The sequence below is a fragment of the Microcoleus sp. BM001215392 genome (genome assembly GCF_036700185.1).
In the GTDB taxonomy this organism is placed as follows: Bacteria; Cyanobacteriota; Cyanobacteriia; order Cyanobacteriales; family Microcoleaceae; genus Microcoleus.
Genome location: NZ_JAUBOJ010000204.1, coordinates 1 through 13,146, shown reverse-complemented (window position 1 = coordinate 13,146; position 13,146 = coordinate 1). Strand labels below are relative to the sequence as shown.

The 13,146-nt window shown below is 45.6% G+C and carries 11 protein-coding genes and 1 pseudogene; 6 read left to right on the top strand and 6 right to left on the bottom strand.

Going from position 1 to position 13,146, the window contains the following annotated elements:
* Window positions 1-132: 132 nt before the first annotated feature.
* The 3 genes and pseudogenes from QT974_RS20570 to QT974_RS20565 form a co-directional block, all read right to left on the bottom strand.
* The gene (locus QT974_RS20570) at window positions 133-1,998 is read right to left on the bottom strand and encodes an ABC transporter ATP-binding protein (RefSeq protein WP_333470278.1); all 1,866 of its coding nucleotides are present in this window, start codon (window positions 1,996-1,998) and stop codon (window positions 133-135) included.
* 179 nt (window positions 1,999-2,177) lie between these two features.
* Window positions 2,178-2,342, bottom strand: a pseudogene (locus tag QT974_RS34805) (IS701 family transposase); the annotation flags it as partial.
* Between the two features lie 70 nt (window positions 2,343-2,412).
* Window positions 2,413-3,183 (bottom strand): phospholipase D-like domain-containing protein, encoded by a 771-nt coding sequence (locus tag QT974_RS20565; RefSeq protein ID WP_333470277.1) that lies wholly within the window; start codon window positions 3,181-3,183, stop codon window positions 2,413-2,415.
* 181 nt (window positions 3,184-3,364) lie between these two features.
* On the opposite strand from QT974_RS20565, the gene QT974_RS20560 reads away from it, so the two are divergent.
* Window positions 3,365-3,712 (top strand): helix-turn-helix transcriptional regulator, encoded by a 348-nt coding sequence (locus tag QT974_RS20560; RefSeq protein ID WP_333470276.1) that lies wholly within the window; start codon window positions 3,365-3,367, stop codon window positions 3,710-3,712.
* The gene (locus QT974_RS20555) at window positions 3,712-4,866 is read left to right on the top strand and encodes a PIN domain-containing protein (protein ID WP_333470275.1); all 1,155 of its coding nucleotides are present in this window, start codon (window positions 3,712-3,714) and stop codon (window positions 4,864-4,866) included. The genes QT974_RS20560 and QT974_RS20555 overlap by 1 nt, the downstream gene beginning before the upstream one ends.
* A 47-nt stretch (window positions 4,867-4,913) precedes the next feature.
* On the opposite strand, the gene QT974_RS20550 is transcribed toward QT974_RS20555, so the two are convergent.
* Both QT974_RS20550 and QT974_RS20545 read right to left on the bottom strand, forming a co-directional pair.
* Entirely contained in the window at window positions 4,914-7,250 is a 2,337-nt protein-coding gene (locus tag QT974_RS20550) for a glycoside hydrolase family 31 protein (protein WP_333470274.1), read from the bottom strand.
* 135 nt (window positions 7,251-7,385) lie between these two features.
* Window positions 7,386-7,616 (bottom strand): hypothetical protein, encoded by a 231-nt coding sequence (locus QT974_RS20545; protein ID WP_333470273.1) that lies wholly within the window; start codon window positions 7,614-7,616, stop codon window positions 7,386-7,388.
* Between QT974_RS20545 and QT974_RS20540 the strand changes: the two genes are divergently transcribed.
* Both QT974_RS20540 and QT974_RS20535 read left to right on the top strand, forming a co-directional pair.
* On the top strand, window positions 7,516-7,731 hold the full coding sequence (locus QT974_RS20540; protein ID WP_333470280.1) for a DUF433 domain-containing protein: 216 nt from the start codon (window positions 7,516-7,518) through the stop codon (window positions 7,729-7,731). The genes QT974_RS20545 and QT974_RS20540 overlap by 101 nt on opposite strands.
* Window positions 7,724-8,131, top strand: coding sequence for a DUF5615 family PIN-like protein (locus QT974_RS20535; protein ID WP_333470279.1), 408 nt, complete (start codon window positions 7,724-7,726; stop codon window positions 8,129-8,131). Before QT974_RS20540 ends, QT974_RS20535 begins: the two co-directional genes overlap by 8 nt.
* A gap of 80 nt (window positions 8,132-8,211) precedes the next feature.
* On the opposite strand, the gene QT974_RS20530 is transcribed toward QT974_RS20535, so the two are convergent.
* A complete protein-coding gene (locus QT974_RS20530) occupies window positions 8,212-9,330 on the bottom strand; it encodes an ankyrin repeat domain-containing protein (protein WP_333470272.1) in 1,119 nt (372 codons plus the stop codon).
* A gap of 361 nt (window positions 9,331-9,691) precedes the next feature.
* Between QT974_RS20530 and QT974_RS20525 the strand changes: the two genes are divergently transcribed.
* Window positions 9,692-11,905 (top strand): HAMP domain-containing sensor histidine kinase, encoded by a 2,214-nt coding sequence (locus QT974_RS20525; RefSeq protein WP_333470271.1) that lies wholly within the window; start codon window positions 9,692-9,694, stop codon window positions 11,903-11,905.
* Between the two features lie 225 nt (window positions 11,906-12,130).
* Window positions 12,131-12,742 carry a 2OG-Fe(II) oxygenase gene (locus QT974_RS20520; RefSeq protein WP_333470270.1) on the top strand — a complete coding sequence of 204 codons (612 nt, stop codon included), beginning with the start codon at window positions 12,131-12,133 and terminating at the stop codon, window positions 12,740-12,742.
* Window positions 12,743-13,146: the final 404 nt, after the last annotated feature.

Here is a 13,146-nt window from a genome sequence, read left to right as displayed (position 1 = left end):
CGCCCAAATGCTACGCCCCTACATATACATTTCGACTTTTGCAAGAGATATATTGAAATATCTCCAGTCGGTTTCAACCGACTTTCGCTATGAGACAGGGGTTTTAACCCCTGGCGGACTGTTTGTTTAACGCTAAATATAACTGCTAGCTTGACGGGTGAACATCGAACAGTAAATTCCGTTTGATGCGATCAATTCGTCGTGAGTTCCGATTTCGGCTATTTTACCATTTTCCATCACCGCGATGCGATCGGCAATTTTGGCTAAGCCCAACCTGTGGCTGATGACAATCGTGGTTTTCCCGGCGGCGATTTGCCGGAAGATGCTGTAAATTTCGTGTTCTGTCTTCGGATCGAGGGCGGCGGTTGGTTCGTCAAAAATTAGGACTTCGGCTGTAGAAAGCCGCATTAAGGCGCGGGCGATCGCGATTCTCTGCCATTGTCCCCCCGATAAGTCGATGCCGTCTTCTAATTGTTTGCCCAATGGTGTTTCTAAACCTTTCTCTAAACTGTTGACTTTCGCTGCAATTCCTGCTTCGTTCAGGGCTTCGTTAATTGCGGTGTCATCCGAGAGGGAAAGCAAGTTGCCGAAACCGACGTTTTCGCGGACTGTGGAGGGGAAACGGGCGTAATCTTGCATGACAACGGCGATGCGCGATCGCACGTATGCTAGAGAGTACGATCGCAAATCTTGACCGTTCCAGGCGATCGAACCGCTTGTCGGATCGTACAGTCTGCCGAGCAGTTTGCCAAGAGTCGTCTTACCCGCGCCATTTTCCCCGACAAGCACAAGCATTTCACCCGGATTAATAGTTAAGTCGATATTTGCGATCGTGCTTTTAGTGCTACCGGGATAGCAAAAAGATAAATCCTTAATCTCGATACCAATTTTATCTTTTGTGGGGCCAGAATCTTGCCCGCCATCTGGTAAACTAGGCAAGCGAGACGCCACATTGACTAGCGGAGACTGCAACTCAGGTTTGAGATCCAAAAGTTGAAAAATCGGACTGACGCCGAGGGAAATATCGTACAAATTAGTGTAATTCCCAATCAGCAATTGCAAACTCGTCTCTACTTGGACAATCAAACCAGAATACAGCGCCAAATCTCCCAAAGTGTAGCGCCCGCCCAAAGCTCCCATGACCACATAAACAAATGGCAAGGCTACACCTATTCTACTAAATATCGACCACAAAAGTACAGCAATCGCTCCTTTTTTTCGCACTTGCTGCATCTCGCTAAAAAACTGCAAATACTGACCGTTCCAACGTTTCAGCCAAAGTGACTGCAAGCCAAACAAACGCAATTCTTTAGCATATTCTTCCCCTGTCAATACCGTAGCAGACAAATTCATCTCGCGAGTGATTTTAGCTTGCTTTTTTTGAACTCTCCAGATAAGTTTGAGATATTTTCTTTCAATGTGAATTGAGGGAATTGATGAAACCACCATCACCGCGGGAACCCACCAAGCTATTGATGCAGCCAGGCCGATCGAGGGAATGAAGATACAAATTCCCGTGATTGTCATGCTGATGGTGAATGCTAGTTGCTGTACTTGTTTAACTCCGGTTTTGGCAAGTTCTAATATATTTAATAGTTCGGGGTTTTCAAACAGGGCGATATCGTCGAAATTGGCGACTTTTTCGAGAACTTGTCCTTCAACTCCGCCTTGCACTCGATCGCGCAAAGATGTTGCTGCAAATGAACTCATGGTTTCGATAGAATCGCCGATTAATTTGAGACTCAAGACTCCGACAATACTCCACAGCAATATGGGGTGGGAAAGGATCAAAGTTAAGGGCTGCGCTGTTCGGGTTTGCGACAGCAGCTTAGATACTTCATCAATGATTAATTTATCTAAAAATAACACGCCTGATGGTGCAGCACCGCGAACGATGTTGAGTATGATTAAATTGCGGAGTTCGATCGGTGCGGCTTTGATTATGAGGCCGAGACTGCGCCGCAGAGCTTGGAATGTGGTGATTTGGATCGGTTGCATAGTTTGTGGATGGGTGTCGGGTTTACTCATCCCCGGAGGGTATATTATAACATTAGTTATCAAGTAATATGGTTTCCTAACAATTAGGCCGGCAGGGATTTAAATCCCTGCCTCATAGCTAAAGTCCTCTAAAGAGGACTGTTGATTAATATTTACAATTTGAGTCTGTTAGCTTCGTTTTAACGGGACTTAAAAAAAATCAAGCCCAAACTAGCTTTATAAGCGGAAAATACGTCCCAATTTTCGTTTAGCCATTTGACAAACCGAAAAGATATCGCTCTCGGAAACTCTTCGAGCGCCCGATAAAAGGTGTTTAAAGGTTTATTTACCCACCTACTTAATAATTTAAACTGTTTTTGACACAGGCATGAGGCCTGTGCCAGACAAAGAATACTAAGGGCAAGCACTCTTATTTCAAGCAGCATTATCGTCAATCAGCTCATTACCAATAGCAATCGTGTCGCCATAATTGCTCAATTCTGCCCAACGGGGTGAGAATAGGCGATTATGTAGTTCAATTACCTTGTCAAGATCAGTTATAACCTCTACGTGATCGTATCCCCTAGATGCTTTACGCCATCCAGTTAGAGTGAGATTAGCGCCCCCTGTGAAAGCTACCAAACCATCAATCACCAGCAGTTTTTGATGAGGTAGTTGTTGCCAGTTTGAACTGCGAACAATCCTAATTTCTAAATTCGGCGCTTCGTTTTTGTAGTTTTCCAGTTCGGGGAAAAGCCAATTTTCTTGGTTTGAAGGTATAGATACAATGCCACGCACTTTAACATTCTGTGCTGCGTACTTCAGATAGCCCAGAATCTCCTTGCAGGTGCCAAAAGTTGTGAAATGGACAAAATTTTGGGCTTGGTTCAGCCCTTCTAATAAGCCATTGATAGGTGAATAATCTGGCTTGTATTGCCGTACACGACTCGCGATAGCTCCAAGTTGCTCAATATGTTTAATATTGTCATTCAACTCAATGTAAAGATCCCGCTCTTTGAAATGGGAGCGAAATTTCTCTATTTGAGAGTAACCATGAACAACATATTGAACACCACAAATTTGACACTGAATCTGTTGCTTCTTATTTTGAGGGATGACCTTGTGCAGGCCGTAGCATTTCTGGCAGTGAGCCTTTGCTGGCTTAAAATCCTGCAAACTTGATATGTCAAAGCTGGGATTACCCATGATTGGCTCCCTTACATAGGGTGATTACTTGTCTTCTCTTAGCTCGGCACGATTTGGTCGTGCCTCTAGGAGCAGGGGTACCCCTATTTTGCCCAAAAAAATTTAGGCTGTCAAGGGTTTTGCCCAAATTTTTTTAGGCAAATTTGTGCTATACTCTGATCAGCGTGGAGAAAAACGACTTATGAAACGTACAAAGCCAGTCCCAAGGCTCGCTCAACTCCGTGAGCAAGCAGGGTTGACCCAGTTAGAGGTCTCACAACTGCTTGGAGTAACGGAAAACACAGTCGCCAACTGGGAGAAAGGACGAAGTGGAATAGAATGGATAGAAAGGATTGTCAAGGTCTGCAAGCTGTTTGGCTGTAACGCGGAAGACTTGCTCGAGTATGTCGTAGAGACTCAACCCGCAGAGCCTAATGCAAAACGGCGTACATTAGAAGATTTGCAAAGGATGTTACATACCGACAAACCCGCGCAAACAGCTAATCCTGAAACAAAGGGAGAGTTTGAAAAGCAAGAGGTATATGAATAATGCGAATTCAAGTCGATTCAAACCTCATATTGGAGGCTTTGCTAAATCGTACTCAATTTATAGGAGATGCGAGAAATTGCTGGCTGCTTCTCGGACTTCCTCACGTTCAGGGGTACATAACTGAGAGCGGTTTAAATCAAATCCGCTTTCATTTAAGCAAGGTGGAGGATGAACAAACTGCTGATGAAGTTGTTTCTGAAATAAAAAAAATTATAAATGTCTGCCTTGTTAACCGCTGTATTGAAGACAAAGCAAGGTCATTAAATATCAGGGAGTTTGAATCTGCAATCGAGGTAGCTTGTGCAATTGAGATGGATGTAAGTGCAATTGTCACCCAGAACCCTCAAAAGTTTGAGGGTTCTGGTTTGTCAATTCTCTCAGTGAGTGATTTATCAGAGCGCAATCAGCTAGAAGAAAGATTAAATAAGCCAAGTTTACCGAGTTTGCCTATTTTACAGGTAGGTAGCTTGCCAGAATTTAGATACCAATTAAATCGCAGTTTTTACCAGCCGGAAAATCCCCTACAGTTGTGTCTATTTCAAACATCGGAGGTTGAGAGTACCTTGAGCTATAGAATCCGAAATCCCATTGGTACTGTATTAAAAGTTTTTAAGTTATTAACAAAAGAATACTTACAAGGTATCACTATTAAGGAATTAAGTATACTAACCAACCATTCACAGAAAACCACCCAAAGTATTATTTGGGATTTTGAAAATTTTAATATGGCACTTTCTCAAGGAGACAGAGTAGTAATTCAACCATATTTGTTGAATTTATCAGAAAATGAAGTTGCTGAATATTTGGCGGGTAGATTAACAAACCATGTAGTTACTAAAGAAATATATAGGCAACTAGAGCATCGCAAAATTATGACAAGATGGGGATTACAGGAATTAATAGCTGATATATGTCCGACTAAAAAGCCCGTCAGCACTAAAACCTCACAGGACTATACCAGTAGAATGCTCACATGGTTTTTATATACAGGATTGCTGGAAGAGCGGGTTAAGGATAGGTTTATCAAACCTCTTGGTGAGGGTAAACAGAAGGGGAAATTAATAGAAGAAGCAGAAGCAAAGCAGCTCGAACTTTTTACAGAATCCTATTTCAATATCCAGATAGATTTGCCGAACTCGCGCCCCACCTTTTAACACCTACTGATTGGCAGTATCGTGATAAAAATGCGATCGATCCAAAATTATCCAAATATCAAACGCCGCACCGTACCATCATCTGTAAATCGCTGTTCCCCAATCCCCACAACTTCTACGGTAATTTCACGATCGCAAATCGCAAATTCACCCTCCCGCGCCGCTATTTCAACGATGATTTTTTCCCCTTCCAAATACACCTGATAATTAGTCGTAGCCCAGACACCTTTTTGGTGCTCAAAACTATGTCCGTCGTCCTCATAAAGCGTCCATTCACCAATTCCGGGCCAAATTCGTATTGTCAAGGAATCGATCGCACCTTCCCCAACAAATTGCCGCACGGGGGCGATCGCAATTATCCCCCCACCCCGCGCGTACAGTGGCATTCTCTCCAAAGGCGCATCAGCTAAAATGTGCGTCGGGCCCTGATAGCATTCCCCCGTCCACCAATCAAACCAAGTCCCCTCCGGTAAATATACGGCGCGGTGTTCGACTCCCGGGCGGTAAACGGGTGCAGCCATCAGTGACGGGCCGAGTAATACTTGATCGTAAAGGTGGTAAGTTGTGCGATCGCCCGAAAAATGATACAATAGCGGTCGCAAAATCGGCGTTCCCGTCGTTGCAGCTTCCCAAAACAAGGTGTAAATGTAGGGCAACAACTGATAGCGCAAATTGATGTATTCGCGGCAAATCTGCTCGGTGCGAGATCCAAAAACCCACGGTTCGTGCTGGGCCGTCGTCATCGCCGAATGACCGCGCATCAAGGGATACAGCATTCCAACTTGCATCCACCGCGCGAACAATTCAGCGGTAGCATTCCCCGCAAAACCGCCGATGTCGCAGCCGACAAACGCGACGCCGGAAAGCCCCATGTTGCAAAGCATTGGGAGAGACATTTCCAAGTGATCCCACAAGGATTGATTGTCGCCCATCCACACTGACGAGTAGCGCTGCACTCCCGCAAAACCCGATCGCGTCAGCACGAAAGATCGATCGCCCGATCGCAATTTCTGCAACCCCTCAGCACAAGCTTTAGCCATCATCAAACCATACAAATTGTGGGTTTCGGCGTGGGTGGCGCGATCGTCATCGGGGCCCTGCGGTGCATCCAGCGGAAACCAGATGTGTTCGCCGCCGTCGCCAAAAGGCCGTTCTGCGATCGCGGGTTCGTTCATGTCGTTCCAAATCCCCGCAACGCCCATCTCTGTAAGGCTTTTGTGCAATTCGCCCCACCATTGGCGCACGTCGGGGCGCATGAAGTCGGGAAACACGGCTTTATCCGGCCAAACGTAACCGTGGAAAAGCTTTCCGTCTGCGGTACGCACGAAATAATCGTTTTCCACACCGCGATCGAATATTTCATAATCTGCTTCCGGTTCGTACTTGACACCGGGATCGACAATCGTCACCACTTTGAAACCCGCTGCTTTCAAGTCTGCGATCAGTTTCGCGGGATCGGGGAAACGCTGCGGGTTCCAAGTGAACACCCGGTAGCCGCGCATATAGTCGATGTCGAGGTGGATGACATCGCAGGGAATCGCCCGAGATCGAAATTCCTGGGCCAACTCGCGCACAACGTCCTCGGATTCGTAGCTCCAGCGGCACTGGTGGTATCCCAGCGCCCATTTTGGCGGAAGCGGCATTCGGCCGGTTAACTGCGTGTAGGTGGCGAGAATTTGGGCGGGTGACGGGCCGTAAATGATGTAATAGTCGAGCTCCGGGCCTCTGGTTTCCATCCGCAAAACGCCCGGTGTTTCCGCGCCGATGTCGAATTGACTCCAAAATGTAGTGTTGAAAAAGATGCCGTAAGCGCGATCGGGATTCAGGGCGATGTAAAATGCGATCGCCTGGTACATTTCATCTGTCTGGGAATTGTAGTCGAGGGAGTCTATCGTCCAGTTTGTCTTGACTTCGGAGAGTTTGTCGAGCAAGCCGGTGCGTTCGCCGAAACCGTAGAAGTGTTCGTCTGCTTCGATGCGTTTCCAAGCTGCGGTGGCGCCTGTGCGCCATCCCATCGGGCGATCGCAGTCGCTAGCAAAGGGTTTTCCCGATTTGTCGAAGCATTCGATGGCAGGGCGATCGCGCTTGACAGAAATCGTGATTTGTGATGTTTCTATTTCGATTTTTTCGTCTGTTTCTCGCACTTCAAAAGGTACAATTTGCCATTGTTCGTCTGGAAGAGTTACTGAGTGCGATCGAGTTCTGAATTCTCCTGTCGGGGACATTCGGACTCTGATTAAATTCGGTGCGAGTACGCTGATGTTGAGGGAAGTTCCGCCGCAATTGAAGTGAATTGTGCGATCGGTTTTGTCGATCGATTGTACGGAGTCGATGGTTGACCAAGGTTGTTCTGTGGTTTGGAGTTTTCCGAAGTATTGCGGCATTTACCCTGACCTCAAATATTATCTATCTTGCTGAAGGAATTCAGGACTGTCATCTGACCAAAGGATGAACTAGATAGAGAAATTTTCCATATTCAATAATTTTTGGAAAAACTTTGCTACAATGATGTCATAGCCTTAGCTCAAATTCAGTATAAATGCGCGATTAATCGAGTCGCTTGTCCAAGTTATAGAATCGCTTTCCCCCGAAGAAAGAGGACTGTTAGAAAGCCGTCTCAAAGCTAATGCGATCGAGAAAACTCCCGGCATTTGCGGCGGTAATGCCCGCATTCGCAGTACCCGGATTCCCGTTTGGACGCTGGTTTCTTTCCGCCAGCAAGGTGCAGGCGATTCAGAACTTCTGCGCAACTATCCAAGCCTAACTCCCCAAAACCTCGCTGCTGCTTGGGAATACTACGAACAAAACTCCTCAGAAGTCGATCGCGCGATCGCTTATAATAACTCAGACGGGGTAGATTACTAAAATCTATTGTGACGAAAACTTCCCCCTAGATATTGTTGGACACTTGCGGCAACTAGGATACGATTTCCTCACTTGCTACCAGGCTCAAAATGCTAACCAGGGTATCCCCGATGAGACAGTCCTCGCTTTCGCTACCCAACAGCAGCGAATTCTAGTCACGTTAAACCGCGATGATTTTATTGCACTACACAGAACTGGTGTTGCTCGCTCAGGTATCATCATCTGTAAGGACGATCGGGATTATAAAGGACAAGCCCAAGCAATTCATGCCTGCTTAAGTGAAAATCCCGACCTTACCAATTGCTTGATTCGCATCAAAAAACAGAATCAACCAAAATCAGCTAGTCAAGTTTTCATCTACCAAGAGTACGAGAGATATATCGATTTGATGTTATACTAAAACTCTCTGGATAGGAGGTTCGGCGAAGCTGAATCGAGCCGCGGGCGAAAGTTTGTTTAGGATAGGTTTCAACCGCCGACTTAAATTTTAGCGCCGTGCTGTTTGAGCAGCTTAACAATCTCCGGAGTCGAGGATTTGTAAGCAATGCTTAAAGCAGTTGCACCATTTTTATTCCGCGCGTTCACATCCGCACCTTTGGAGAGAAATAACTTCACTAATGCAGGTTTTGATTGCGGAGAAATACCAGTATTAGGTTGCAGAATTCTCATCAACAGAGTGGTACGATCGTAATCATCGGGAGCGTTGACATCAGCACCGCGATCGATCAATAATTTTACAATGTCGATACCTCCACGGGAGACGGCGCTGTACAGTAAACCTGATGGAATCTTGGCTTCATTGTTGAGAAGTAATTCAATTATCTCTTGCTTTTTTTTTTCAGATGTAAACCTATTTATTACAGAAAAAAAGGTGTTATCTTTGACATGAGCACCTCGATTAATTAAGGCTTTCATTGCTTCAGAATTGCCGCTTTCTGCTGCGATGTTGAGTGCTGTTTCTCCGTATTCACTGCGATCGATCGCCTCAATATCCGCACCACTGGCGATCAATAGGTCTATCGCCCCGCTGCTTCGTCCAGCAGCCGCCGCGTGCAGGGGCGTTTGTCCTGCTTTGTCGAGATCCCTTACATCCAATCCTTTTTGCAAGAACAACTGTACAACTGCCTGATTCGGGCCAGCAGCAGCCGCGTGTAACAGTGTTTGGTCTAAATAAGTCTTGAAATGGATATCTGCATTTTTTGCCAAAAGCTTTTGGACTTCCAATAAATTGCCCGTGTAAGCAGCACTAAACAGCAAAATGTTGATATTATCTATTTTCGGCAATTGCCATTCACTTAAGATATCCCCAATTCTAACCCGATCGCCCTGCCAATGCACAGACACAAGTTGCACCATGTCAACACTTCTACTATTCAACTCTTTTCCAGCCGCGTCGAACAGAAATACATCGCAAGGGGCGTCGCTGCCGCCACCGGGCATCGAAAACAGCATCTGATGCCTGACAATCGCGATCGCATATTTGCCGTCTGGACTCCAATTAGCGCTACGAATACCCGCTTTCATAATTTGTCGGGGCGCCACCGAGAGGATAATTAACAAGCCTACAATACCCAAACAGCCAAAACGAAAGAAACGCATAACAATCTAAAAGTAGCTTATGCGATCGACTATAACTCCTCGCCTGGGTCGATCGCACTTTGGGAATTAGCCAGCCAAAAATCGCAGGCGCCCGCAAATCATCGAACCCATCAATTAAAAGTCTTTTAACAGGCTGTTGGCAGCTAATATTCTGTCGGGCAGCAAATAACCCCGAATAAACAAGGTTCGATGTTCTGGCTTTAGTCCGGATCATCTAAGGACTAAAGTCCGAATCATCGAACCAGTCCCAGTATGGTTGTTATATTCCAAAATGATATGATAGAGGAACTTTTTGACGATCCACAAAAATTGCTGCAAGCTGGAGTTGTAGTTGTCGTTTTCGATTTCAGATTTATAACTGATGAAAAAACCTTCCTTTAGTAAAGTGCGGGCATTCCCACTGCAACTTGTCCTGATTGTTCCCTTCGTGATGCAAGTTTTCGGCGCTGTCGGACTCGTGGGATATTTATCTTTCAAAAATGGCGAAAAGGCAGTTCAGGATCTAGGGGATCAGTTAATGAAGCGCACCAGCAGTGAGGTCGATCACCATTTGAATACTTATTTGTCGATTCCGCAGCAAGTCACCCAAATCAATGCTGATGTAATTCGCATGGGATTGCTCGATTTGGGCGATCTCAAAACTCAGGGAAAATACCTGTGGCATCAAATGCAAGCCTACGACCTCAGTTACATTAACATAAACATTCCCATTGGACAAGGCGCAGGAGTTGCCCGCTTCGATGGTCATACTGTCACCATCGATGATACACGAACCAAAACCCCCAGCCTGCCGAACAATACGACTACTTACTTAACAGACAACGATGGGAACCGCACTGTCATTTTCAACACAAGTCCCTGGGACATCCTCAACGAACCTACATATACTGAACCTGTGAAAGCAGGAAAACCGATCTGGATTCGGATTTATACCTTTTACGATCCCAGCTATCCCCCCTACATTGCCGCATCAGCAGCTCGTCCAGTTTATGATAATAATAAAAAACTAATTGCTGTGGTGGGAGCAGATATCCATCTCTCAAAAATCAGCGATTTTTTGCGAAACTTAGATGTCACCCACTCCGGGCAAGTCTTTATTATCGAACGCGATGGGATGTTGGTTGCCACTTCCTCCAAGGAGGAGCCTTTTATCGTAGCCAATAACGAAATTAAGCGCCTCAAAGCCACCGACAGTGCTAACCCGGTAGTACGGCATATTGCCGAACAAATTCACCAACAAATTCCCAAGATTAAAACTATTACCAATCTTCAGCAACTGGATGTCGATTTTCAAGGAGAAGAATATCACGTACATATTACGCCGTGGCGCGACAAATACGGGTTGGACTGGTTGGTAGTAACTAGCATCCCGGAAAGCAGCTTCATGGCACAAATTCATGCCAATACCAAAACCACAATTCTGCTGTGTTTTGGGGCGCTGGTTGGGGCAATGTCGATCGGCATTTTCACCTCCCGCTGGATTGCAGGTCCAATTCGGCGCTTGAATCGAGCCAGTCAAGCAATGGCATCCGGCGATTTAGAAGAGAAAGTCGCACCAGGAAATATTGCAGAAATCAACATTCTCGGCAGCTCTTTTAACCACATGGGAGAACAATTGCGCGCATCTTTCATTGCTTTAGAAAACAGCAATGCCGAACTAGAAGAAAGAGTAGAAGAACGTACCCTCGAACTCAAAACTACATTAGAAGAATTGCAGCGCACCCAAGCCCAGGTAATTCAAAGTGAAAAAATGTCTAGTTTGGGACAATTAGTGGCGGGAGTTGCCCACGAAATTAACAACCCAGTCAGCTTTATTCACGGAAACCTCACTCACGTTCAAGAATATACCCAAAATTTGTTAGACTTTTTGCAACTTTATCAAAAACATTATCCAAATCCGGTCGATGAAATTCAAACCGAAGCTGAAGAGATCGATCTAGAGTTTATTCAAGAAGATTTGCCCAAAATAATATCATCCATGCAAATGGGCACCGATCGCATTCGGAAGATTGTGCTGTCCCTCCGCAATTTTTCCCGCACCGATGAAGTTGATATTAAACCAGTAGATATCCATGAAGGAATGGACAGCACGCTGATGATTTTGCAACACCGTCTCAAAGCTTCCTCAGAAAAGCAGGAAATTCAGGTGATTAAAAACTACGGTTGTCTACCGCTGGTACAGTGCTATGCAGGCCCGCTGAATCAAGTATTTATGAATATTCTCTCCAATGCCATTGATGCTTTGGAAGAGAAGAATGCGCGGCGGACTTATCAGGAAATCAAAGAAAATCTCAGTCAAATTACGATCGCCACCTCTGTCATCGATGCCCAGTGGGTGGAAATTGCGATCGCCGACAACGGTTCGGGCATACCGAAAGAGATTAAGCAGCGCATTTTCGATCCTTTCTTTACAAATAAACCGGTGGGTAAAGGAACGGGAATGGGAATGTCAATTAGCTATCAAATTGTCACTGAAAAACATCGGGGAAAATTGGAGTGCTTCTCTACTATGGGCGAGGGAACAGAGTTTTTGATTAAAATTCCGGTTCGACAAAACATTCGCTGCGCTAGCTAAAATTAAGGAAGAGGAAAGAAGGAAAAAGTTATTAGACTTGTTGTATAATTTTTTGATGGATAGGGAAACGGCACGGCACCCTGTCCTGTATTTCATCTCACCAGAAACCTCAGACACTCGTAGGGAAACGGCACGGCGCCGTGTCCTGTATTTGGGACGATCGCAAACTACGATATCATATGTGATTGCGAGCAACGCAGCAATCCCATTCAACCTTGATGATTTTTGAGCGCCTTGAAATACTACAGCCAACATCTTAACGCTTTCTCGATCGACTATCTCAACGACTTACGAGGAGCAATTCTCGCCTCACCTTACTTTGCAACCAACAACCTCAACCGCGATTTCATCGGCACAAAAGGCTTTTCCGTGGTGTTTGGGCGCGCCCAAATCGCCGAAGTAGAGGGCCGCTTCCCGTTGTTCAAACCCTACCTAGACCGCGCATTACAGCCAGAATGCAACGCTTTTTACCTCAATCCCCTACTGCTGGCTGAAGGTTCCCGCGTCGATCCGCATATCGATCGATCTTTGCGATCGTACTGCAAAACGGTTGAACCTCCCGCAGCCGTCAGCGTTTTGTACGTACAAGTGCCCACAAATTTACAAGGCGGAGAGTTGATATTGCGGCGCAACAAACAGCAAGTCGGACAAATCAAGCCGCAAGTCAATACACTGATCTATTTTCAAGGAGATTTAACTCACTCTGTCAACGCCGTAAAAAGTAGCGGAACTCGCTTAAGTTTGGTTTGCGAACAGTACAGTTTGAGCGCCACAGAATTGCAAGATATTCCCGGATTTACCATCGAGTCTCGGGCGGCGAAAGCAAAGAGTAAGTAAGCTAGTATGGTGCGTCAGTTGTCAACCCTAAATTATCGATAAAATAACCCGCTGCTGACGCACCCTACAACGACAACAGTCATCCGGTACATTGTACGGAACAAGCAAACTGCCTTAGGTGCGATCGCCCCTTTGTTTCAGTTTCGCAGTTTGCTATAATTACTTACACGGGTTTTGATGCTAAGGAAGCAAGTCTATGACTATTGCGATTTCCCTCAGTCCATAAATAGAGGCACTGCTTCGCGAAAAAGCCGATCGACAGGGACAAGATATTAGCACGCTGGCTGCCCAATTGCTAACTATGATTTTGGAATCGGAAACACCAGACTCCCAAGAAGATATTAGACTGGAATTGCAAAAATCGGAAAACACCCTGAAATTATCTGCGTTTATCTGCGTTTATC

What these genes read in the sequence shown, in the direction of transcription:
- QT974_RS20565 (WP_333470277.1), bottom strand. Translation starts at nt 3,183, where the DNA reads ATGGGTAATCCCAGCTTTGACATATCAAGTTTGCAGGATTTTAAGCCA.
- QT974_RS20550 (WP_333470274.1), bottom strand. Translation starts at nt 7,250, where the DNA reads ATGCCGCAATACTTCGGAAAACTCCAAACCACAGAACAACCTTGGTCA.
- QT974_RS20555 (WP_333470275.1), top strand. Translation starts at nt 3,712, where the DNA reads ATGCGAATTCAAGTCGATTCAAACCTCATATTGGAGGCTTTGCTAAAT.
- QT974_RS20525 (WP_333470271.1), top strand. Translation starts at nt 9,692, where the DNA reads ATGAAAAAACCTTCCTTTAGTAAAGTGCGGGCATTCCCACTGCAACTT.
- QT974_RS20530 (WP_333470272.1), bottom strand. Translation starts at nt 9,330, where the DNA reads ATGCGTTTCTTTCGTTTTGGCTGTTTGGGTATTGTAGGCTTGTTAATT.
- QT974_RS20560 (WP_333470276.1), top strand. Translation starts at nt 3,365, where the DNA reads ATGAAACGTACAAAGCCAGTCCCAAGGCTCGCTCAACTCCGTGAGCAA.
- QT974_RS20570 (WP_333470278.1), bottom strand. Translation starts at nt 1,998, where the DNA reads ATGCAACCGATCCAAATCACCACATTCCAAGCTCTGCGGCGCAGTCTC.